18 protein-coding genes are annotated in these 22,853 nt (G+C 64.7%); 12 read left to right on the top strand and 6 right to left on the bottom strand.

Going from position 1 to position 22,853, the window contains the following annotated elements:
* Nucleotides 1–52: 52 nt before the first annotated feature.
* Nucleotides 53–1,063, bottom strand: a complete 1,011-nt coding sequence (locus tag WJU21_RS05380; RefSeq protein WP_346322457.1) for a zinc-dependent alcohol dehydrogenase family protein — start codon at nt 1,061–1,063, stop codon at nt 53–55.
* Between the two features lie 86 nt (nt 1,064–1,149).
* Between WJU21_RS05380 and WJU21_RS05375 the strand changes: the two genes are divergently transcribed.
* Complete coding sequence (locus WJU21_RS05375) at nt 1,150–1,791, top strand: HAD-IA family hydrolase (RefSeq protein ID WP_346322340.1); 642 nt, start codon at nt 1,150–1,152, stop codon at nt 1,789–1,791.
* Here WJU21_RS05375 and WJU21_RS05370 read toward each other — a convergent pair.
* Nucleotides 1,788–2,906, bottom strand: coding sequence for a patatin-like phospholipase family protein (locus WJU21_RS05370; RefSeq protein WP_346322339.1), 1,119 nt, complete (start codon nt 2,904–2,906; stop codon nt 1,788–1,790). The genes WJU21_RS05375 and WJU21_RS05370 overlap by 4 nt on opposite strands.
* A 101-nt stretch (nt 2,907–3,007) precedes the next feature.
* On the opposite strand from WJU21_RS05370, the gene WJU21_RS05365 reads away from it, so the two are divergent.
* Entirely contained in the window at nt 3,008–3,631 is a 624-nt protein-coding gene (locus WJU21_RS05365; RefSeq protein WP_346322338.1) for a methyltransferase domain-containing protein, read from the top strand.
* 4 nt (nt 3,632–3,635) lie between these two features.
* Here the strand turns inward: WJU21_RS05365 and WJU21_RS05360 are convergent, their stop codons facing one another.
* On the bottom strand, nt 3,636–4,640 hold the full coding sequence (locus WJU21_RS05360) for an aldo/keto reductase (RefSeq protein WP_346322337.1): 1,005 nt from the start codon (nt 4,638–4,640) through the stop codon (nt 3,636–3,638).
* A 145-nt stretch (nt 4,641–4,785) separates the two neighbouring features.
* Here WJU21_RS05360 and WJU21_RS05355 point away from each other — a divergent pair, with 145 nt between their 5' ends.
* Together WJU21_RS05355 and WJU21_RS05350 are read left to right on the top strand one after the other, a co-directional pair.
* Entirely contained in the window at nt 4,786–5,190 is a 405-nt protein-coding gene (locus tag WJU21_RS05355) for a VOC family protein (RefSeq protein ID WP_346322336.1), read from the top strand.
* A gap of 95 nt (nt 5,191–5,285) precedes the next feature.
* The gene (locus WJU21_RS05350) at nt 5,286–5,516 is read left to right on the top strand and encodes a hypothetical protein (RefSeq protein WP_346322335.1); all 231 of its coding nucleotides are present in this window, start codon (nt 5,286–5,288) and stop codon (nt 5,514–5,516) included.
* A 9-nt stretch (nt 5,517–5,525) separates the two neighbouring features.
* Here WJU21_RS05350 and WJU21_RS05345 read toward each other — a convergent pair whose 3' ends face one another.
* The gene (locus WJU21_RS05345) at nt 5,526–6,203 is read right to left on the bottom strand and encodes a glutathione S-transferase family protein (protein ID WP_346322334.1); all 678 of its coding nucleotides are present in this window, start codon (nt 6,201–6,203) and stop codon (nt 5,526–5,528) included.
* 139 nt (nt 6,204–6,342) lie between these two features.
* On the opposite strand from WJU21_RS05345, the gene WJU21_RS05340 reads away from it, so the two are divergent.
* From WJU21_RS05340 to WJU21_RS05315, 6 genes are all read left to right on the top strand, one after another.
* Entirely contained in the window at nt 6,343–7,527 is a 1,185-nt protein-coding gene (locus WJU21_RS05340; protein ID WP_346322333.1) for a class I SAM-dependent rRNA methyltransferase, read from the top strand.
* Nucleotides 7,528–7,601: 74 nt separating this feature from the next.
* Nucleotides 7,602–8,747, top strand: coding sequence for a thiolase family protein (locus WJU21_RS05335; protein ID WP_346322332.1), 1,146 nt, complete (start codon nt 7,602–7,604; stop codon nt 8,745–8,747).
* 54 nt (nt 8,748–8,801) lie between these two features.
* Nucleotides 8,802–9,947: a thiolase family protein gene (locus WJU21_RS05330; protein ID WP_346322331.1), complete on the top strand. Its 1,146-nt coding sequence runs from the start codon at nt 8,802–8,804 to the stop codon at nt 9,945–9,947.
* Between the two features lie 176 nt (nt 9,948–10,123).
* Nucleotides 10,124–10,450 carry a 2Fe-2S iron-sulfur cluster-binding protein gene (locus tag WJU21_RS05325; protein WP_346322330.1) on the top strand — a complete coding sequence of 109 codons (327 nt, stop codon included), beginning with the start codon at nt 10,124–10,126 and terminating at the stop codon, nt 10,448–10,450.
* 122 nt (nt 10,451–10,572) lie between these two features.
* A complete protein-coding gene (locus tag WJU21_RS05320; RefSeq protein ID WP_346322329.1) occupies nt 10,573–11,118 on the top strand; it encodes a hypothetical protein in 546 nt (181 codons plus the stop codon).
* 152 nt (nt 11,119–11,270) lie between these two features.
* Nucleotides 11,271–16,424 (top strand): hypothetical protein, encoded by a 5,154-nt coding sequence (locus WJU21_RS05315; protein ID WP_346322328.1) that lies wholly within the window; start codon nt 11,271–11,273, stop codon nt 16,422–16,424.
* A gap of 74 nt (nt 16,425–16,498) precedes the next feature.
* Here WJU21_RS05315 and WJU21_RS05310 read toward each other — a convergent pair whose 3' ends face one another.
* On the bottom strand, nt 16,499–17,392 hold the full coding sequence (locus tag WJU21_RS05310; RefSeq protein ID WP_346322327.1) for an LLM class F420-dependent oxidoreductase: 894 nt from the start codon (nt 17,390–17,392) through the stop codon (nt 16,499–16,501).
* Between the two features lie 112 nt (nt 17,393–17,504).
* Between WJU21_RS05310 and WJU21_RS05305 the strand changes: the two genes are divergently transcribed.
* Complete coding sequence (locus WJU21_RS05305) at nt 17,505–18,890, top strand: aromatic ring-hydroxylating dioxygenase subunit alpha (RefSeq protein ID WP_346322326.1); 1,386 nt, start codon at nt 17,505–17,507, stop codon at nt 18,888–18,890.
* 170 nt (nt 18,891–19,060) lie between these two features.
* Nucleotides 19,061–20,845, top strand: coding sequence for an SLC13 family permease (locus WJU21_RS05300; RefSeq protein ID WP_346322325.1), 1,785 nt, complete (start codon nt 19,061–19,063; stop codon nt 20,843–20,845).
* Between the two features lie 57 nt (nt 20,846–20,902).
* Here WJU21_RS05300 and WJU21_RS05295 read toward each other — a convergent pair whose 3' ends face one another.
* A complete protein-coding gene (locus WJU21_RS05295) occupies nt 20,903–22,441 on the bottom strand; it encodes a wax ester/triacylglycerol synthase family O-acyltransferase (RefSeq protein ID WP_346322324.1) in 1,539 nt (512 codons plus the stop codon).
* Nucleotides 22,442–22,853: the final 412 nt, after the last annotated feature.

Raw genomic sequence — 22,853 nt, 5'->3', positions numbered from 1 at the left:
TCCCGTTGGCCGGTTTTGCGCAAGCCTAGCGGGCCGGCGGGCGCGGTCAACACTATTCGGCAGGTGTGCCGGAACCGTCCACATCCAGTACGGCCGCGCCTTCAAACCGGCCTGCGCGCAAGTCGTCGAGGGCGTCGTTGGCCTGCTCGAGCGGATAGAGATGCGTCGTGGTCCGGACCGGCACCTGGGGCGCCAAAGCGAGAAACGCCTCCGCATCGCGGCGCGTCAGGTTGGCCACCGAAACCAGCCGCCGCTCGTCCCACAGCAGACGATAGGGGAACGAAGGTATGTCGCTCATATGGATGCCGGCGCAGACCACGGTGCCGCCCGGCGCAACCGCGTCGAGCGCCGCCGGCACCAGCGCGCCGATGGGCGCGAACAGGATGGCGGCGTCCAGCGCGACAGGAGCACGCATGTCCGATCCGCCGGCCCAGGCACAGCCCATGGCCCGGGCAAAATCCTGGCCGGCGGTGTCGCCGGGCCGGGTGAAGCCGTAGAGTTCGCGGCCCTGCCAGACGGCGACCTGGGCGATGATATGCGCGGCCGCGCCAAAGCCGTAGAGGCCGAGCCGGCGGGCGTCACCGGCCATGGTCAGCGCCCGGTGGCCGATCAGCCCGGCGCACATCAGCGGCGCGGCTTCGGCATCCGTATAGAAGTCGGGGATGGCGAAGCAGAATCGCGCGTCGGCGACCATGTAATCGGCGAACCCGCCATCCAGCGTGTACCCGGTGAACTGGGCGCCGGGGCAGAGGTTCTCGCGCCCCGACAGGCAATAGTCGCAGGCGCCGCAGGTCATCCCCAGCCATGGCACGCCGACGCGCGCGCCCACGGCGAAGCGGTCCACGTCCGGACCCAGCGCCGCCACGGTGCCGATGACCTCGTGGCCGGGCACCACATGTGTCCTGGGCCTGGTCAGGTCGCCGTCGACCACATGCAGGTCGGTGCGGCACACCGCGCATTTGCGCACACGGACCAGAACCTGGCCGGGCCCGGGCACGGGGCGATCGCGCCGGCAAAGACTGACGCATCCGTCGCCGGGCTGGCCAAGCACCATCGCTCTCATGGTCGTGCTCATGGACAAAGCTTTCGGGTGGACCTTGTCTCGCTTCCCCATTATACGCCCGACAGCGTCAAAATGGAGACGATGACATGGTCAAGGCGGTAATCTGGGATTTCGGCGGCGTGCTGACGACGAGCCCGTTCGAGGCGTTCAACCGGTACGAGGCCGATCGGGGCCTGCCGCTCGACCTGATCCGCACCATCAATTCGACCAATCCGGACACCAACGCCTGGGCGCTGTTCGAGCGCAACGAGGTGAGTCTCGACGAGTTCGACCGGCTGTTCGATCTGGAAGCGCACCAGCGCGGCTACCACCTGCCGGGCAAGGACGTGGTGGCGCTCCTGTCGGGCGACCTGCGGCCCAGGATGGTTGAGGCGCTGCGCCGGATCAACGAGCGGCTGGTCACCGGCTGCATCACCAACAACGTTCGCCACGGCTCCGGCGCCGGCATGGCCCGCACCGAAGAGCGCGCCGCCGAGGTGCTGCAGGTGATGGGCCTGTTCAAGGTGGTAATCGAAAGCTCGAAGGTGGGCGTGCGCAAGCCCAGCCCCGAAATCTACCGGATGGCCTGCGAGGCGCTGGAGATCGAGCCGGCGGATGCCGTCTATCTCGACGATCTGGGCATCAACCTGAAGCCCGCCCGGGCGCTCGGCATGCAGACCATCAAGGTCATCGACCCCGACGTCGCCCTCGCGGAACTGCAGGACATCGTCGGCTTTCCGCTGTCCTAGGGCAGCCGCTCCAGCGATTCCAGGCGCGGCGGCTCGTGCGCCCAGCGCTGCAGCCGGCCCATCTCGCGTCCGGTCTGGAACAGCGCGCCCATCTCCATGGGCACGAACTTGATCGGATTGGTGTCGGGCGCATCGTCGGGCAGATAGGCCAGATGGAAGCTGGCCTTGGCTTGCCGGGTGCGGACATAGGCCCGGTAGACGCTGTCGCTGGTATTCGACTTCATCATCTCGATGACGGCGCGCGGCACCAGGCTGGTGATGTTGGCGTCCGTCGGCCCGTCGCGGCGGGCATAGTCGATCTTGCCGTTGACGATGGTCCACACGTCCTGTCCGCCATCGCGAGCCAGCATGAACGAATGGAACAGCAGCGACGAGCGGATGGTGCCGTCCACATGCAGCGACGGCGTCTCGGTCCGGCTCTTGATGTAGACCGGCTTGAAGATGCCCGGAATGGCCGCTGACGCCAGCAGGATCTTCCGATACAACGCCGCCTTGCCGGGCGATTTGCTCGCGGCGATCTTGCCCATGTCCCACATCACCGGCACGCCGGTGTCCAGGTTGGTGGTGGCGACGAACAGGCGCCGTCCCCTGGCGTGTTCGCGCGCGACGCGCTCGATCACGCTGTCGTTGATGGTTCGCTCCAGCGCCTTCTCCAGCGGCTTCTGGTCGAACGCCGACCCCTTCAGCAAGCCGCTCACGCCCCGGTCCCGATAGATCTGTTCGTTGTCGACGGTGGTGAACAATTCGCGGAGCTGGCCGTCGAATTCGGTCCCCAGAAAGGCGAAGGTGGCCATCAGCGCGCCGGTCGACACGCCGGTGACGATATCGAATTCCGGCCGCGCGCCGGATTCGGTCCAGCCGACCAGCACGCCGGCGCCGAACGCTCCGTGCGAGCCGCCGCCCGACAGCAGCAGGATCTGCTGGTGACGGCCGGGCACGGCCTCGGGCGCTTCGTGGCGCGGCACCGGCAACGGCTCGCCATCGGGCGTGTTGGTCGCCACCTTGGCCGACAGCGCCAGCGTCAGGTCGTCGGCGGTATCCTCGGGGCGCGACGCGCAGGCGACGACGCACAGCGCCACGGCGAGGATCGCAAGTCGTCTGACGGTGCTTTTCACGGGTGTTCTTTCCGGCCACGGTGGGAGAGTGCGGACCATGCTACCTCGACTAACGCCGCCGCGCTGGATGTAGGTCCATCGGGTGGCTAATCTTCCTGCGCATGGATAACCCGCTGCAGCCGCATCACTTCGCCCGCGTCGACGAAACGCCGGACACCTGGTTCTACCAGCCACCGCGGATCGTCACCCACATCGACGAGCCAGCGTGCGCTGCGCTTGCCCTGTTCTACAAGGAGCGGTTGCCGGCGGGCGGGCGCATCCTCGACCTGATGTCGTCCTGCGTGTCGCATCTGCCCAAGGATGTGGTGTTCGACCGGGTGATCGGCCACGGCATGAACGTCACCGAGCTGAAAGCCAATCCGCAGCTCATCGGCGGTTTCGTCCAGGACCTCAACAAGAACCCGGCGCTGCCCTTCGCCGACGCGACGTTCGACGGCTGCACCGTCGCCGTGTCGGTGCAGTACATGACCCGGCCGGTGGAGATTTTCTCCGAGGTGGCGCGCATCCTCAGGCCGGGCGCGCCGTTCATCCTGTCGTTCTCGAACCGTATGTTCCCGACCAAGGCCGTGGCGATCTGGCGGGCGCTGGACGACCATCAGCATGGCGGACTGGTGAACCTGTATTTCCGTCTGTCGGGCGGATTCGGGCCGGCCGAGTTCATCGACATCTCGCCGTTCCCCGGCCGGTCGGACCCGCTCTACGCCGTGGTCGCCGAGCGGGCCTGATCCGTCAGTCCGGGCGCGGCGCGCCGGGCGCCAGGTCGTTGGGGCCGGGGATGTGGGTTACCGGCTGCGTCACATAGGGCGCTTCCAGGATCGCGATTTCCTCGTCCGACAGGCGCGTGTCCACCGCCTTCAGCGGATCTTCCAGTTGGCCCAGCTTGGTGGCGCCGATGATCGGCGCGGTGACGCCGGGCTTGGACAGCAGCCAGGCGATCGCCACCTGGGCCGGGCTTTCGCCGCGCGCCGCCGCAACCTGCCTGACCGCATCGAGCACCGCGTGGTCGGCGGGGCGGTTATAGCGCGTGCCGCCGCCCATATTGGACTTGGCGCGGGTGGTGCCGGCCTCGCGGCTGCCGGCCAGGATGCCGCCGGCCAGCGGGCTCCACGGAATCAGGCCGACACCTTCCTCGGCGCAGAGCGGGTTCATTTCGCGCTCTTCCTCGCGGTAGAGCAGGCTGTACTGGTTTTGCATGGTGACGAAGCGCGACCGGCCCAGGCTGTCGGCCATGTTCAGGTATTTGCCGAACTGGTAGCCGAGCATGGAACTGGCGCCCACATAGAGCGCCTTGCCCGCCTTCACCACTTCGTCCAGCGCCTCGATGGTCTCTTCCATGGGCGTGTGATAGTCGAACCGGTGGATCTGGTAGAGATCCACATAATCCATCCCCAGCCGCTTCAGGCTGTCGTCGATGGAGTGTCGGATGTGCTTGCGCGACAGGCCGCCCCGGTTCGGACCCTTGCCCATGGGAATATAGACCTTGGTCGCGACGACGATCTCCTCGCGCTTGCGGACATATTCCTTCAGCGCCTTGCCCAGGATGGTCTCGCTCTCGCCGCGCGAATAGACGTCGGCGGTGTCGAAAAAGTTGATGCCGCCCTCGATCGCCCGCTTGACGATGGCGAAACTGGCGTCTTCCGGGATCATCCAGTCGGCCATGCTGCCGAAACTCATGGCGCCCAGGCACAGCCGCGACACCTGCGTGCCGGTCGATCCCAACCGTGTGAATTCCATATCAAAACCTTTCCCCGTTTGCCGGCGCGTTCACCGTACGCTGCCATACTCATCCAAAACCGGTGGCTTGGCGACCGGTGAAACACTGGCCACCGGATGGCCGCGCCACTACATTTGCCCGGGCGGACAACCGGGATGCACGGCGATGATCGATCACTTCTCACTTCCTGTCAGCGACCTGCAGAGGTCCAAGCCGTTCTATGTGGCGGTGCTGGGCGCGCTGGGCTACCTGTCGCTGCGGGCGGATGTTTTCGACGGCTACGCGGCGTTCGGCTTCGGCGACGATCCGGACGGCGAGCCGCCATTCTGGATCGGCGGCCCGACCGCCGAGGGCGTGCCGGGGCCCCAGATATCGTTCGGCCAACACATCGCCTTCACGGCGCGCAGCCGCGACCTGGTTGACGCGTTTCATGCCGCGGGCCTCGCCGCCGGCGGCGCCGACAACGGCCCGCCGGGGCTGCGGCCGCAATACCACCAGGACTATTACGCCGCGTTCCTGCTGGATCCGGACGGCCATCACATCGAGGCGGTGTGCCACCGGCCGGCCTAGGCGGTCATCGCTTGGGAACGCCCCCTTTCGGGGCACGTAGAATCGTCACGCAGACGCGTCAGACTGCGCGGCCAGCATCAGCAAGGAGAGACGTCATGTGGACCGAGCGGGAAATGGACGACTTCTACGACGAGTTCGAGGCGCTGCTGCTGGCTCACACCATCCTTGTGCGCAGCCTGGTCAAGCAAGGCGTGCTGGATCAGGACCAGTGGAGCGGTGATATCCGAATCGCCACCGACGACGAAAAGCTGCGCCCGGAAGTGCGGGCGACGCTCGGCCGCATCCTCGCCAGCGTCAAGAGCACGCGGCTGGCACCGGCCAACTGACCCGCGCCGTTACAGCCCCCAGTTCCGGAAACGTTCCGGCATGTTCCTATAGTACGGGTAATATTCGAAGAACGGCTGGGCTTCCCGGAGAACCCGGTCGTAGGACGGCCACGCCAGCAGCCGCTCGAAATAGGCGCTCAGGTTCGGATAGGCGGCGAACGGTTCCAGTATGGACGCGTAAAAGAGGCCCGGCGCCGCGGCGCAATCGGCGATTGTGAAGTCGTCGCCGACGGCCCAGGTCTTGCCGGACAGTTGCCGCTCGATCATCGGGTAGGCGGCGTTCAGCCCGTCACGGGCATCGGCCACGCCCCGCGGGTCGCGCTCGCCTTCGGTGCGCATGGCGTCGGCGCCGATCTTCTGCATGGGTAGTTCGATATAGAGATCGAACAGACGGTCCCACAGCCGCGCCTCCAGGCACCGGCCGGCGTTGGCGGGCAGCAGCTTTCGGGTCCCGGGATGGTACTGATCGAGATATTCGATCTGGATGGAAGTCTCAACGATGGCGCGGCCATCGTCCTGGAGTGCGGGGATCTTCCCCATGGGCGAGATTTCCAGATAGGCCGTCCGCTCGGCTGGATCGCCCAGATTGACCATGACCGGCTCGAACGCCGTGCCGCTTTCATAAAGCGCGATCAGCACCTTGTGGCAGAACGACGACAGCGGGTGATAATGAAGGACAAGTGCCATATGAGCCTCCGATTTAGAAAGCAGGACTATCCGATGGCGAATAGGCGCAGATCAACTACATCAACGGTATCGACAATGGTTGGCGGGCAGCCCAAATGCGTTTAGGCACTAGCATTGCCGCAACCAACCGGAAAATTCCATGACCGCACCCGCCATCCGCCTCAATCCCCGCATGCATATACGGGCGCTGTCCGGGCATCCGTGGATCTATTCCAACGAGATCGGCATGGATGCGGATATCCGGTCGCTGCCCGCCGGCTCCATTGTCCGGTTCCAGTCGGCCGAGGGCAGGGCGCTCGGCACCGGCTATTTCAATCCCCACACGCTGATCGCCGGGCGCGTCCTCGCCCGCGATCCGGACCAGAAGATCGACGCCGCGTTCTTCCGCGACCGGTTCAGCGCGGCGCTGGCCTTGCGCGCCAGGCTGTTCGACCGGCCGTTCTACCGGCTGATCCATGCCGAAGCCGATGGTCTGCCCGGCCTGATCGTCGACCGGTTCGGTGGCGTGGTTGTGGTGCAGGCGAACACGGCGGGGATGGACGCGCTGATCGATCCGGTGGTCGCCGCGCTGCAGGAGACGGTAAAGCCGGACTGCATCGTGCTGCGGCTCGACACGCCGGCGCGCCAGACCGAGGGGCTCAGCCAGGAGGTGCGCGTGGTTCACGGCAAGATCGACGGGCCGTCGGCGCTGGAAGAGAACGGGGCGACGTTCTTCGCCGATCTGGCCGGCGGCCAGAAGACCGGCTGGTTCTACGATCACCGCGACAACCGCGCCTTCGTGTCGAAATTTGCAAAGGGCGGCAAGGTGCTCGACCTCTACGCCTTCGCGGGCGCGTTCGGCGTGCAGTGCGCGGTGGCGGGCGCCAGGGAAGTGGTCGCCATCGACCGCTCGGAACCGGCGCTGGCGCTGGCGCGGCAGGCGGCCGAGGCGAATGGAGTCACGCCGATCATGGACATTCGCCGCGCCGAGGCGTTCGACGCCATGGAAAGCATGGCGCAGGGCGGCCGGAAATTCGATGTGGTCGTTGCCGATCCGCCCGCTTTCGTGAAGTCGAAGAAAGACCTGAAGCCGGGCCTGAAGGGCTACCGCAAGATGGTCAAGCTGGCGGTGCCGCTGGTGCGCCCTGGCGGCGTGCTGCTGGTCGCGTCCTGCAGCCACAATGTCAGCCCGGAAGCGTTCGCCGAGGAAGTGGCGCGCGGCCTGGTCGATGGGCGCCGCTCGGGCCGCATCCTGCGCTCGGCGGGCGCGGGACCGGACCATCCGGTGCATCCGCTGCTGCCCGAAAGCGCCTATCTGAAAGCCATGGTGCTGCAACTCGACTGAGCCGTCCGGATGGTGCATAAGGGTTTTCCGCACGCGCGCTTAATTTGCGCGATTGATCATCAGGGAGACGGCACATGACCGAGGTCTGCATCATCGGTATCGGCATTCACAAATTCGGTCGCACCGAGGGCAAATCCGGCCGCCAGCAGGGCGCGCACGCGGTGCGCGACGCGCTGAAGGACGCCGGCCTGGAGTGGCCCGACATGCAGTTCGCCTTCGGCGGCTCGGCGGCCTCGGGCAATGCCGATTCGCTGATCAACGAGCTGGGCCTGACCGGCGTGCAGTTCGTCAATGTCTCGAATGGCTGCGCCACCGGCGGCAGCGCGCTGATCTCGGCCTACACCGCGATCAAGTCGGGCCAGTACGATGTCGGCGTGGCCGTGGGCTTCGACAAGCATCCGCGCGGCGCGTTCAATTCCGACCCGGCCAGCCGCGGCCTGGAGCACTGGTACGGCGACACCGGCCTCAGCCTCACCACCCAGTTCTTCGCCATGAAGATCAACCGCTACATGGCCGATCACGGTATCTCGCACGAGACGCTGGGCATGGTGGCGCAGAAGGCGTTCCGCAACGGCGCGCTCAATCCGAACGCCTGGCGCCGCGACCCGGTCGATCTCGACACGGTGCTCAATTCGGACATGCTGTCCTACCCGCTGACCAAATACATGTTCTGCTCGCCGGCCGAAGGCGGCGTGGCGCTGATCCTGGCCAGCGAGGAGGCCGCGCGCCGCTACACCAATCGGCCGGTCCAGCTGCGCGCCTGCACCCTGCGCACCCGCCATTACGGCGCGTTCGAGGTGTTCAGCCCCTATCTGGCGCTGGACCGCGCGCCCAGCCCGACCGTGTTCGCCTCGAAAGCCGCGTTCGAGATGGCTGGCGTCGGTCCCGAGGACATGGATGTCATCCAGATCCAGGACACCGAATCCGGCGCCGAGATCATGCACATGGCCGAAAACGGCTTCTGCAAGGACGGCGACCAGGAAAGGTTGATCCGCGACGGCCACACCGAGATCGGCGGCAAGATGCCGATCAACACGGACGGCGGCTGCATCGCCAATGGCGAGCCGATCGGCGCGTCGGGCCTGCGGCAGGTCTACGAGGTGGTGCTGCAGCTGCGCGGCGACGGCGGCGCCCGCCAGGTGCCGAACAGCCCCAAGACCGGTTACACCCATGTCTATGGCGGCCCGGGTGTTTCGGCCTGTACCGTGCTTCAGGTCTAGGCCAGAATTATATCGTAGTATAATATAGCTCTCGCATCATCAGGGAGAGCGTCCATGACCGAGGTTTGCATCATCGGCGTCGGCCTGCACCCGTTCGGGCGCACCGACGGAGTCAGCGGCCGCTCGCAGGGCGCCTTCGCCGTGCGCCAGGCGCTGAAGGATTGTGGCCTCGACTGGGAAGACATGCAGTTCGCCTTCGGCGGTTCGGCCGCGGCGGGCAATGCCGATTCGCTGGTCAACGAGCTGGGCCTGACCGGCATCCAGTTCGTCAACGTATCCAACGGCTGCGCCACCGGCGGCTCGGCGCTGCTGTCGGCCTACGCGGCGATCAAGGCCGGGCAGTACGATCTGGGCGTTGCCGTCGGCTTCGACAAGCATCCGCGCGGCGCATTCAATTCCGACCCGCGTAATTCGGGCCTTGAGACCTGGTACGGCGAGACCGGTCTGATGATGACCACCCAGTTCTTCGGCATGAAGATCAACCGCTACCTGGCCGAGCATGGCATCTCGCAGGAGGCGCTTGGGCTCGTGGCCGGCAAGGCGTTCCGCAACGGGTCGCTGAATCCCAATGCGTGGCGCCGCGATCCGGTGGACATGGACACGATCATGAACTCGGACATGCTGTCCTATCCGCTGACCAAATACATGTTCTGCTCGCCGGCCGAAGGCGGCGCGGCGCTGATCCTGGCCAGCGAGAAGGTCGCCCGCCGCTTCACGAACCGGCCGGTGTTCCTGCGGGCGGCGGCGCTGCGGACCCGGTATTACGGCTCGTTCGAGGTGTTCAGCCCCTATCTGGGCCTGGAGCGTGCCGCGAGCCCGTCCACCGTCGCCAGCCGGGCCACTTTCGAGATGGCGGGCATGGGACCGGGGGACATCGACGTGGTGCAGGTACAGGACACCGAGGCCGGCGCCGAGATCATGTATCTGGCCGAATGCGGCTTTTGCCAGGACGGCGAGCAGGAGAAGCTGCTGCGCGACGGCGACACCGAGATCGGCGGCCGCATGCCGGTAAACACCGACGGCGGCTGCATCGCCAATGGCGAGCCGATCGGTGCGTCGGGGCTGAGGCAGGTTTGCGAAGTCATCTCGCAGCTTCGCGGCGATGCGGGCGACCGGCAGGTGCCGGGCAATCCGAAGACCGGTTTTACCCACGTTCACGGCGCGCCCGGCCTGTCGGCCTGTACCGTGCTGCAGGTCTGATCCATGACGTTCGTCGAGGACGACGCCTGCGACGACAGCTTGCTGGCCGGCTGGATCGGCCTTTCGCTTGATTGGGTGGGCACGCTGCCGCCCAAGGCCTGATCGGTCAAAAACCCGGTGCGGCGCCGTGCGCCGCGTCCTATGGTTCGGACATCCGAAGCAGACCGGGACGACCAATGCCGCTTATCCGCTATATCGAACATGACGGCACCGAACACGAACAGGAGGTGGCCTTGGGCACATCGCTGATGGAAGGCGCGTCGCGGAACGGCATCCCCGGCATCCTGGGCGATTGCGGCGGCTCCTGCGCCTGCGGCACCTGTCACATCTATGTGGACGAGAGCTGGGTCGATCGGCTGGCCCCGATGGACGAAGGGCAGGAGATGATGCTGGAATATGCCGTCGACCGCCGTCCCACCAGCCGGCTGGCCTGCCAGATCACGGTCACGGCAGACATGGACGGCTTCGTGGCCCGCACGCCGGTCAGGCAGCACACGGAATAGCCACGCCCGACCCGAGGGCAACCTGCAGTTGAGTGTGTCGCGCCGCCGACATTGCAGCTAGGATTACCACAAGCACCTCATGCCGAGGCCCGGTTCAGGTGCGGCCGCGAGAAGGGGGCGTCTTGGGGCACAATCTTGTACGGGCAGGGGTTTGCGCGTCGCTCCTGGCGCTGACCTGTCTGACTGGCGCCCGCGCCGGGGATTTCGCCGCCGATCCGGGTGTCCCCGAAGCCAGTCTCGTCGCCGCCACCCGATCATCGACCTTGCCGCCCTCGCAGACGGTGGAAGCGTTCAACGCCGCGCCGGTCGCGCTGGATAACGCCGCCATGATCGGCGATGCCTCGATTGCCGCCGCACTCGCGGAAAACGACCTGTTCGGTCTGGCCGATGATGGGCCGCCAATGCCGCCGCCGACGATTTTCTCGGACCTTGCCGCCGCCGAGGCAGTCGGACGGGCCGTATCGGGGCAGACTTCGGGGCCGCTGGTCGTCGACAATGACGGGGCGGGGAGCGGCGTATGGCAGCTCATGCGACCGGCCGACACGCTTCAGGATGCTGCACGTTCCGGCGTTGCGTCAGTGCCCCAGGTACCGGAAAACGCGCCGGATACCGGTACGGTGGACGTCGCCCGAACTGGCGGCATTACCGGCGCCCGCATCGCGCGATAAACCGGACCGGCCGACAAAGCCATCTTGAGAGGCATCAATGCTGGCACCGCCAGCTTTTTGCCCGTAAAGTTTCGTTCGGCCATTGTTTGGCCTGCCCGCCAGGTTGTGAGGGACTGACCGGGTAAAACAGAATTGAGGGGGCTACCTTGAAGATGAATCGCATTCTTGCGACCGTCAGCGTTATGGCGCTGGCGACCGCTACGGGAATCACGGGCGCGCGTGCTGACAACGTTTTGTTCGACCTGACGGGGATCACGCCAAGTCTGTCGGCGGCTGCAGCCAGTGCGAGCGTGGTGCCGGTGGCGCAGGCCAACACCAACACCGACATAATTTCCACCAATACGATCACCTTGCTGGGTACCCCTGTGCTTGCCGGCGCACTCGATGTCGACTTCGGCACGATCACCGACACGGTGGATGATAACGAAATCTATGCCGATGCGATCGGCAACACGTCGACGACAGGCATCGACCTGAACACCGCGACGGGCTCCGGAACGACCAGCGCCGCAACGGCCGCGACGTTGCAGTACAATACCAACACCGGCACCTCGACCATCGATGCCACGGTCGCGGGCGCGCAGATTCGCGCCGACCTGCAGGATCTGGGTGTGGGCAGCAGCAGTACCGTCGATGCAAATACGCTGCGCGCCGACGCTGTCGGCAATGCCGCCGCGACCGAGATTTCGGGCAATATCAACCCGTTGCTGTCCAGCAGCGAGCTCGGCCAGTCGCAGGTGAATCCAGGCGGTATGGAATCGGGTGCTACCGTGCTGGCGTCCACCATGCAAATCAACCAGGACATCGATTCGCCGACCGCATTGCTGACGGACTCCCGTATCGGGTTGCTGGCGACCGTCGATGATCCTGCCGATGCCATCGTCAATACGCTGTTGTCGGTTTCGGACAATCTGGCACAGGCGCAGTTCACCGGGAATGAATCGTCGAACATTGTTGCTATCGACAATGGCAGCTCCATCACGCTGCAGGGTTCGGCGGGCGTGGCGAACTTCCAGCTCAACCTGGACAACGACGCCGATCCGTTCCTGGCCATCGTCGGCGATGATCCCGATTCCGTCGCGCTTGAAGTGGTGCTCATCGAAGTGGGCGATTACGCGAATGATCTGGGCATTGCCGACATCATTGGCAGCAGTGTGACGTTTACCGGAAACGATATGCTGGCATCGGTCACAGCAAGCAGCGCGGTCAATGCAGTGTCCCTTGCCGATGGCTTGAATCTGGACGGCTCCGCGGTGGACACGGATCAGCTGAACATCGCAGCCAGCGGTTTGGGCGGTGCGGTTGGCGCCGATCTTTACGTGCAGAACCTGCAGGCAACCAGCGTGGGATCGGGCGCTTTCGTCGGCAGCGGCGATCTCGATCCGATGCTGTCGGTTTCGATCGAGGATGCCAGCGGCGCCACGATCACGGCGGATGCCAACAGTATTGGCAGCGCTGCCACAGGCAACCGGGTTGCCAATACTATCGCGGTCGGCGACACCGCGCAGTTCAGCGGTCTGGTCGGGATCAACACCATTCAGCTGGATGATGCCCAGCAGTTTGCCTTCACGTTCACGGGCATGATCGTCGATGTGGCGACCTTCAACAGCGATGGCGTGGTGACTGGCACCGGCATTACCGCAGATGGCAACAGCACGTTCTCGACATCCATCGGCAACGCGCAGTCCAGCAGCTTCGACCTGACCGGCACCGACGTCTCCGGTCTGGGCGGGGGCTCCTCCGACGGTATCATTGTTGACCGGACCGCAGGGCTCGACACCATCGCTGCCGACTTCAGCCTGATGAATATCCAGCTCATGGACGGCGAGAATGCAGCCGGCACGGCCGGCGCGGTCGCGGGCACGGTCTCCACGCTCCTGGTGCAGGTGACGGACCAGGGCGGCGACGTGGACAGCGAATTTACGGATAGCAGCCTGAGCGTTTCGAACAACGGGTTCGATGCGCTGGCAATCGGCAACCTGTCCAGCGAGGCCAGAATCGGCATTGACGCGACCACGTTCAGCGGCACCATCGGCGTAATCAATGACCAGACGGTTCAGAACGAAGCGCTCCTGAACGCCTTCGTCGACGACATTGCGGGCGGGGTCGTTGAGGTGTTCATGACACCCGAGACCATCGCGGATGCCTCCCTGCATGTGGACGGCAATACGCTGACCACCCGCATCTGGGGCAACTTGGCCGACGCCACCACCAATGCCATCAGCATCAAGGGCGTAACGGTAGGCGACGGCGACGCAGGATCGGCGAACTTGCCGTTTGGCAGCGTGGTGCGTGATGGTGATTTCGTCAGCACCACCGAGGCCGCCGCCGGCATTACGCTGGTGAACGACCAGTCCGTCGAGGATCTGAACGACCAGCAGGTGTTCTCATCCAGCGATCCCGATGATTTCGTGTATGTCGAGTTCGGCGGCAATAGCGCGGATTCCTCGATCGCGGATTTCACGGCCACGGCCAACGGCAACTCGGGGCTGTCCAGCGCCATCCTGAACCAGGCCACCTCTGCGGTGACGATCACGGCCACCTCCCTCAACGGATCCACGGTGCTGATCAATACCCAGACAGTGGCCGACGAGGATGACGACGGTGCTTCTGCTGGGGTTCTTGCCGAAACGATCGACAACGACGTTCAGCTAGAGGCCTATGTCGGCGAACCGGGCATAACGCGAACGTCGCTGCAGATCGACGACAACCGGTTCAATGCGACTAGCCGGGCCAATCTGGCCAGCAACGCCATATCGGTCACGGCCCAGACCATGACGGTCGCGGGCGCCGTTTCCGGTGCCGACCAGACCAGTGTCGACCTGGGCGATGACAGCTTCGCCAGAGGCGAAATCCTGCTGCTGAACGACCAGTTCATCGATTCTCTCACCAATCTGGAATCCGATATCTCGGATACGGATACTTACATCAATGCCGAAACCCTGGATGGCGGCTCGCTTACCGACAGCGCATGGGAAGTGAACGGCAATGCCTGGTTTGCCCTGTCGGCCGGCAATGACGCCACGAACCGGATTACGCTGGACGTTGGGTCGTTCGACCTTAGCGCGGCCAATGCCGATGGCGGTGCGCTGAACGGCCCGGTGGCGACTCTGGCGTCAAACCAGAGCGGCATAGATGCGAGTGAAGAAATCAACGCATATGTCCGTGATGAATCCGACGCCTATATCGATCTCACAGGGGTCGGGGGAGATATCTCGGGTTCCGAACTATCGGTCAGCGGCAACGATTACCGGGCGCTGGGGCGCACCAACAACGTGGTCAATTCGCTTGTCGCGTCCGGGACGGTTTTCGACAATGGCGGCGTCTCGTCGACACCGACGGTGACAGCCGATGGCGACAGCATTCAACTGGACGAGACCAGCTTCGTTGTCGCCTCCCGCCAGATCAACGACTTCAATGTGGATGCGGTGATTGCTGACATCGATATCAGCATCTACGCCTACGACAACAACTCGATCTCGGATTCCGCCCTGAAGGTGGACAACAACACGCTGGTCGCCGAGGCGCGCGGCAATGATTCCGATAACAGGGCCGCTCTGGACTTCACCACCAACGGCGCCCAGACCTTCGTCGTCAATGTCCAGTTCTCCACCGAGAATGATCCCCTGATGAATGCCTATGTCGACGACATCTATGTCTCGGTCGACGCCAATAACGATATTGGTGAGGAAATGTCGGACACCAGCGTCAGTGTCTCGGGCAATGCCCTCGCTGGCCTGGCCAGCGCCAACCGTGCGTCCAACACGTTGACCGCCACCGGCACCAATGTGGTAAGCGGGTCTGGCGCCGCGCCATCCATTTCAGTCGATCAGAGCGGCGGGCCTGAGGTGAATGTCACGGCCGATTTCGGCATCGTTAATCTGCAAGGCGCCTGGGAAGTGGCCGCCGACGAGGACAACGGTGTTCTTGTTGAGTTCGGAGGCGACACTGGCGTCTACATCTATGCGGATGTGGATACGCTGCTGACCGGGGCTGTTAGCGTCGACAACAACCTGATGCTGGCGCAGGGTATTGATGACAGCGCGGTCAATATCCTGACCATCGATGCGTCGGCCAATGTGGGCCTCGCCGGTGACACGCCCGGCGCCACCATCGTGTCGCAGCAGCTCATCTCGGATGGCAATTACGTCGAGGTGTTTCTGGAAAATTCGCAGATCGGCGTGCTTTACGACGACACCTATCTCGGCGTTCAGGACCTGTCCGATGCCGGCAGTGCGGCCGTGTCCGTCCAGGGCAACCGGCTCATTGGCCAGGCGATAGGCGGGACCGTCACCAACACGCTACGCGTGACCGCCGGTGCCGGCATCCTGGGGGGCGGCGGTACTCCGACCGCGTCCATGGGCGATGTCTTCAACGATGCGGTGACGTTGAACGCGGATTTCACCGTGCTCAACGTCCAGCTATCCGGGTCTGACGGCGGCATTGATTCCGATATCGACAGCGAAGTCGACAACAACGACATCCTGATCACGATCGGCTCCGACATGCTGAACGATACCGTCATCCTGGACGGCAACGCCGTATCGGCCCAGGCAACCGGGTTTGCCGCGACCAACCAGCTGATCCTGAATGCGGGTGCGGCCAGCGACACCACCGCCCAGCTCGCCAATTACCAGGGCAATGCCTACGATACCTACAGCACGTCGGTGGAAGGCGATGCCTCCGATATCGTCATTACCGCGACGATCATCGATGGCGGCATGGAAACCAGTAGCCTGTCGGTTTCCAACAATCTGGTCGAGGGTAGCGGCATCGGCAATACAGCGATCAACGTACTTTCGACGACGGCCGGCGCCACCCTGCAGGAGAGCAGCGGCGCCGGGGTGACCATCGATCCTTCCGACACGGTTGCCATCGTGGTCGGCGGCGCCGATTACTCGGTTCTCAATCGTCAGTTCGTCGGCGAGGAAGATGGCTACATCAACGGCGGCGTCGATGGTGTCACGATCGGCGTCGACGACCTGTCGGGCGCGACCGGCGTCAATGACAGCGCTGTCAACGTGGACGGCAACTCGGTGCTGGCATCGGCTAACGGCAACGTCGCCATCAATTCGCTGATGCTGAGCACGGGCACGTTCCAGCATCCGTCCGCGGCGATCGCCACCCTGCAGACGACGCTCGATACGGAGATATCCGCCGACGTCGCCGATGTCAGCATCGGCATCGGGCTGGGCGGCGGCACCATCAGCGGCGCCAGCAACAACAGCACGCTTACTGTGCGCGGCAATACCGTAGGCGCGACCGCCATCGGTAACCGCTCGAGCAGCATCCTGGGCGCGAATTAGCCCCGGCATTCTGCAGGCATGAGGAGAAGAGGCCGGAGCAGCGCTCCGGCCTCTTTTTCATTCGGCTTGGCAGGTCACCGAGCCAGCCCGCGTATGAATTGCTCGAGAAAGGCGACATGCGACGGCACGTCGCCGGCGTTCGTGGCCATGGAATGCACCGACAGATGGGTCACGCCCTCGCGGCGCCACACCTCCGCATCCGCAAAGGCGTCGTCGAGCGTGCGTGCCGGGTTGCCGAAGTCTGGCCGGTCGTCGCCATGGGCGAACATGATCGCTTCGACGCCGAAGCCATCCAGCTCGCGGCCCGCCTCGGCCATGATGGTGCGAAAGCGTTCCATCAAGGGCGCGGCTTCGCGGGCAGGCGCATAGGGCAGCCATCCGTCGCCAGTGCGCGCGGCGCGGCGCATGGCAGGCGCCGTCGTGCCGCCGATCCAGATCGGCATGCCCTTGCGTGGCGGTAGCGGGCAGATGCCCGAATCCGTCACCGTGTGGAAGCGGCCCTTGAAGCTGATGGCATTGGCCTTCCACAGGGCGCGCATCAGGTCGATCTGCTCGTCCATCACCGCGCCGCGATTGGCGAAGTCGGCGCCCAGCGCTTCGTATTCAGCCTCGTTCCAGCCGCTGCCCACACCCAGCCGGATGCGACCACCCGCCAACACGTCGGCGATGGCGGCCTGCTTGGCGACCAGCGCGGCCTGCCGCTGCGGCAGGATCAGCACGGCTGACAGGAATTCCAGCCGCCGGCTGATGGCCGACATGTGGCCGAACAGCACCAGCGGATCGTAGAATGGCGAGAGGTGGGTGAAGGGCATGGAAAAGCCGGGGCGGCTGGCAGGATTGGAGCCCAGCACATGGTCGTAAACCACGATGTGATCGTAGCCCATCTCGTCGACAGCCTGTACGAAGTCGCGGATCGCATAGGGATCGTCGTTGACGTCGGTGAACGGGAAAACAGCGCCGAGTTTCATGCATCCTCCCCAGGATTTTCCGCAGGATAGCCGGAATCTGCCGTGCCGTCTGGCAAAGCGGCGCCAATACTGCCATTCTGCAAATTAAGCGCATGTGAATGGGGAGGCCGTCATGAACGTCCAGAATCCACAAAACCTGAAGCCCGGCGAGGCTCGCTGCCCCGGTCCAAGCACCCGCGACCTGATCCTGCGGGACGGATGGGCGGTGCCGGAAGAACTGGTCGCCGAATCTTATGAATTCCTGGGCGACGAGGACATTCCCTACGAGCGCTATACCTCACAGGCATTCTTCGATCTCGAAATGCAGAAGCTGTGGCCGAAAGCCTGGCAATGGGCATGCCGCGAGGAGGTCATTCCCCAGGTCGGCGATTATCATGTCTACGACATCGGCCCGTATTCGATCCTGGTGACCCGCGTCGCCCCCGACGAGATCAAGGCCTTCGTCAATTCGTGCCTGCACCGCGGCACCCAGCTGCGGCCGTCGGATTCGACCGGCAGTGTCCAGCATTTCCGCTGCCCGTTCCATGGCTGGACCTGGAACCTGGACGGCTCGCTGAAGGAAATCCCCTGCCGCTGGGATTTCCCCAAGGTCACCGACGAAGCGTTCAGGCTGCCCGAGGTGAAGGTGGGCCGTTGGGGCGGATTCGTGTGGATCAACATGGACGAGAATGCCGGCCCGCTGGAAGACTGGCTCGAGGTGCTCCCAAGGCACTTCGCCAACTGGCCGCTGGAGAACCGTTACACGGCGGTGCATGTGCAGAAGGTGCTGCCGGCCAACTGGAAAGCGACGCAGGAAGCCTTCGCCGAGGCTTATCACGTGCTCGAGACCCATTCCCAGGCGCTCTATACGGCGAGCGACGCCAACGCCCAGTACGATGTGTTCGGCGAACGCACCAGCCGCTTCATCCATACAGTGGGCATTCCCAGCCCGCACCTGGAAGGACCGGTCAGCGAGGAGGAAATCCTCAAGCGCATGCGCGGCGGGCAGGGGGATATGGAAATTCCGGAAGGCGGCACCGCCCGTTCGGTTGTCGCCGACCATCTGCGCGAGGCGCTGAGCGAGGCCTATGGCATCGATCTGGCCCAGGTCAGCCCGTCCGAGCTGATGGATTCCATCCAGTACCATCTGTTTCCCAACACCTACCTGCATTCGGGTGTGGTGCTGCCGCTGATCTACCGGTTCCGGCCCAATGGCATGGATGTGGGCAGCACCATCTTCGACATCCTGGTGCTGCGTCCGATTCCGGAACATGGCGAGGCGCCCGAGGCGGCCGAGACGCATTTCCTGAAGCCGGACGAGAGCTACACCACCACGCCCGGCCTCGATCCGGGACTCGCCGCCGTCTACGATCAGGACACCGGCAATCTGGAGATGCAGCAGCGCGGCTTCCAGGGCGCCAGCTACGGTCTGGGCAAGCGCGGCGAGACCCTGGGGAACTACCAGGAGATCCGCATCCGCCGTATCCAGAAGACGCTGGACACGTTCCTGAACGCCTGACGGCCAGTGTCTCTTCCGCGGGCTCCGCGGTAGCAGAACGGCGGCGCCAAGCCGGCATTGACGCGGGCCTCGCCAGCGTCGATACCTGGTGGCCGGAAAGACATCCTTTCCTTTCGGGTCAGATGCAAGCCATCCCGCGGACGGCGAGCCAAGGAGCGCGTACGGCACTCATGGAGACATTGGCGCCATTCCTGGCATTGGCCGTGCTGGCCGCGATGCTTGTTCTGTTCGTGACCGAACGCTATCCGCCCGAGGTGGTGGGTATCGGCGGCGCGGCCGTTTGCCTGGCGCTGGGTCTGCTCGACACCAACGGCCTGCTGTCCGTGCTGTCCAACAGCGCGCCCTTGACCATCGGCGCCATGTTCATTCTCAGCGGGGCGCTCGTCGTCACCGGCGTGCTCGACAAGGTAAACAGAATCATCCGCGCGCTGGCGGGCAGGGTGCCGTCGCTGGTGCTGCCGCTGCTGCTGGTCCTGACCATCGCCGCGTCGGCCTTCGTCAACAACACGCCCGTGGTGATGGTCATGATTCCGGCGGTGCTGGCGCTCGCCCAGCGGCAGGGCAAGTCGCCGTCGAAGATGATGATCCCGCTGTCCTACGCGGCCATCCTGGGCGGCACATGCACGCTGATCGGCACCTCCACCAACCTGCTGGTCGATGGCGTGGCGCAGGCGCAGGGCCTGCCGGCGTTCACCATGTTCGAGTTTTCGCTGGTTGGCATCGTCGTTGCCATTGTCGGCGGCCTGTTCATGGCGATTGCCGGACGCTGGCTGTTGCCCGACCGGACAACCGTGGCGTCGGTGCTCGGCAACCAGCGCAAGCAGCGCTATATCGCCGACGGCGTGGTGCCCGAAGGCTCGGCGCTGATCGGCAAGTTGCTCGGCGAGATCGACATGTTCCGCAACCGGGGCCTGCGGATCATCGACATCGTCCGCGACGACCGCTCGACCCGCGACCGCATGCACGAACTGGTCATCAGGCAGGGCGACCGCGTGGTGTTCGAATCGAACGCCGTCGAAGTGCTGAGCCTGCGCGGCGAGCGGCATCTGGACCTTGGGCCGGCCGGCGATCTGACCGCCGCCGGCGGTCGTCCCGCCATCGTCGTCGAGGCGCTGGTCGCGCCCACCAGCCCGATGATCGGCATGTCCACCACCGATCTGCGACTGCGCCGCCGATACGGCAGCTACGTGCTCGCAGTGCACCGGCATGGCGAGAACCTGAAGGGCATGACCGGCACCATTCCGTTCGAGGCCGGCGACACGCTGCTGCTGGAAGGCGCGCCCGAGGATCTTGCCCGCCTTGCCGAGGATATGGACCTGCTCAACCTGTCGGAGCCGGCCGAGACGCCGCTGCGGCGCAGCCACAGCCCGATCGCTCTGCTGACCGTGGTCGCCGTGATCGTGCTGGCCACTTTCGACATCATGCCCATCGCCGGGCTTGCCGTGATCGGCGTGGCGGTCGTGCTGCTGACCAAGTGCCTGAGCGCCAAGGAGGCGTTCGGCGCCATGGATGGCCGGCTGCTGGTGCTGATCATGGCCATGCTGGCGGTCGGCAAGGCGCTGGAAGATTCCGGGGCCATCGTGATGGTGGTCACCGCCGCGACTCCGCTGCTCCAGGATGTGCCGCCCTGGGCCGTGCTGGCCATGACCTATGCATTGACCTCGCTGTTGACCGAACTGGTCACCAACAATGCTGTGGCGGTGGTGATGACGCCCGTCGCCATCGGCCTTGCCCATCAGCTGGGATTCGATCCGCGTCCCTTCGTGATCGCGGTGATGTTCGCTGCCAGCGCCAGCTTCGCGACACCCATCGGCTATCAGACGAACACGCTGGTCTATGGTCCCGGCGGTTATCGCTTCGGGGATTTCCTGAGGTTCGGCGTGCCGATGAATATCCTCATCGGCATCACGACCGTCATCACGGTGCCGCTGATCTGGCCGCTGGCGCCGGCTTGACCCCGGGCGGCGGCCTGTCAGTCGCCGCGGCCGTCCTCGTCCAGTGCGATATATTGATTACTTGCCGGGCGATTTGACGGCTTTTCCCTTGCGAGCCGGCCGCTTGTCCGCCGCCGGCGGTTTTGCCGCCAGCGGCTCGCGTCCCGGCGCACCGGCGGCCGCGCCCAAAGCCGCCGTCTTCAGTTCCCGGAACGCTTCTTCGAGGCACTCCTGGTAGAAGGCGGGATCGGGCATCACCTCCCGGTCCGACATGGCGGTGATCGACAGCTTGCCGTTGTAGCTGAGGATGCCGTGGAACAGGGTCATGCCGTCCTGGACGATGCCCAGGCTGTACTGGTTCACCATTTCGGCGCCGCAGAAATAGAGCGGCATCTGTGGCCCCGGCACATTGGTCAGCACCGTGTTGACGATCGGCGCCACGCGCGTGGCAAGCCCCAGGGTGGATGCCAGGCGCGAGGCGAGGCCCGCCGTGACCGACGGCACGAACTGGGTGAAGTCGGTCATCAGCTTGGCGCCGATGGCGCTGGTCAGCTCTTTCGAATTGGCCGCCGAATCATGCACCGACTGGAGCCGCGCCAGCGGATCCTTCAGGTCCGTGGCCAGCGACACCAGCATGCCGGTTACCTCGTTGCCCGGCGCCGAAGCCATCGCCGAGGACGTGGGATCCTTCGAGGCGCGCACCGCAATGGGCGACAGGGTGATCAGCGGTTTGTCCGGCAGCTCGTTCTTGTCGAGCAGGTAGCGGCGCAGCGCGCCGCCGCCAATCGTCAGGATCACGTCGTTGATGGTCGCGCCGGCGACCGTATTCTTGATCTCGCGCAGGTCCTTGATCGGAAACGACGTGGCCGCGAGCACCCGGTGGCCCGAGACATTGCCGTTGAAGCGGGTGCGCGGCACCTGGCCGATCGCCTCGGGCACCTTGAACCGGGAACTGGACAGCCCGTCGAGCAGGCGCTGGGCCGCCGGCGACACTTCGCCCATCAGCTGCATGAACTTCATGGGCTGGCCGAGATTGTTCAGATAGGAGCGGGTCAGCAGCTCGAATTCGGTCGGCGCTTTTTCGGGCGTCCAGGCCACGGGATCGGGATCGGGCGCATCCGGCGTCGTCTCGTGGATCGCCGTCGCCATCGCGGTGCCGGAGACGCCGTCGATCAGTGCATGGTGGGTCTTGGTCACCACCGCGAAGCTGCCGGGCGGCAGGCCTTCGACATTGTCCAGACCTTCGATGACGTAGAGGACCCACAGCGGCCGCGCCATGTCGAGCGGCCGGTCGTAGAGCCGCGAGGTCTGGATCAGCAGCTGGCGCCAGTCGCCGGGCTTGGGCAGCGCCATGTGGCGCACGTGATACTCGATGTCGAATTTCGGATCGTCGATCCAGTAGGGGTGATCCAGGTTTCCCGGCACATGCATCAGTTTCTGGCGGTAACGCGGCACGAGATGCAGGCGCGCGGCCAGATGGCTCAGGATGCCCTTGAACGTCACCAGGCCGCCCGGCGCGGTGGACTGGTCGTAGATGTACATGCCGCCGACATGGTTGGCGGTCCGCTCGTTCTCCGAATACAGGAACGAGGCGTCGGTCGCGCTGAGCTGGTCCATGATTGTCTCCCTCCCGGGCGAAGCGGCCCGGTCCTCAAGTCTCCCCGGTCTCCAGCGTCCACCCAATCCGCCGTCCGCGCAAAGCCTAAATCTCCGGATTGCGCCGATGGCGCGGCCTGAGATCAGCCATGGCCGCTTGGAAGCCCGGCTGGTTCCATTTACACTTCTTAACGTGCGTCCAATTCGGTTCCCCCATATCAGAATATTGGGGCTATAGATGGCTGGCAGCGAAATCCACGACGTGTCCGACGACAGCGTTATTCAAGAACACCGCGCCTTGTTGCCAGAAGACACCGGTGCCCAACCGGCTAAAATTCGCTTCAAATTTGATGTTTCGACTGGCGCTCGTCCGGGTGCCGGAATCGCTTGTCGCTCCCGATTGGGAGACTGGACTGGTGGAAGCCGGCGTTTG

It is taken from the genome of Emcibacter sp. SYSU 3D8, assembly GCF_039655875.1.
Lineage (GTDB): Bacteria > Pseudomonadota > Alphaproteobacteria > SMXS01 > SMXS01 > RI-34.
This window is presented reverse-complemented; position numbering and strand designations above follow the sequence as displayed.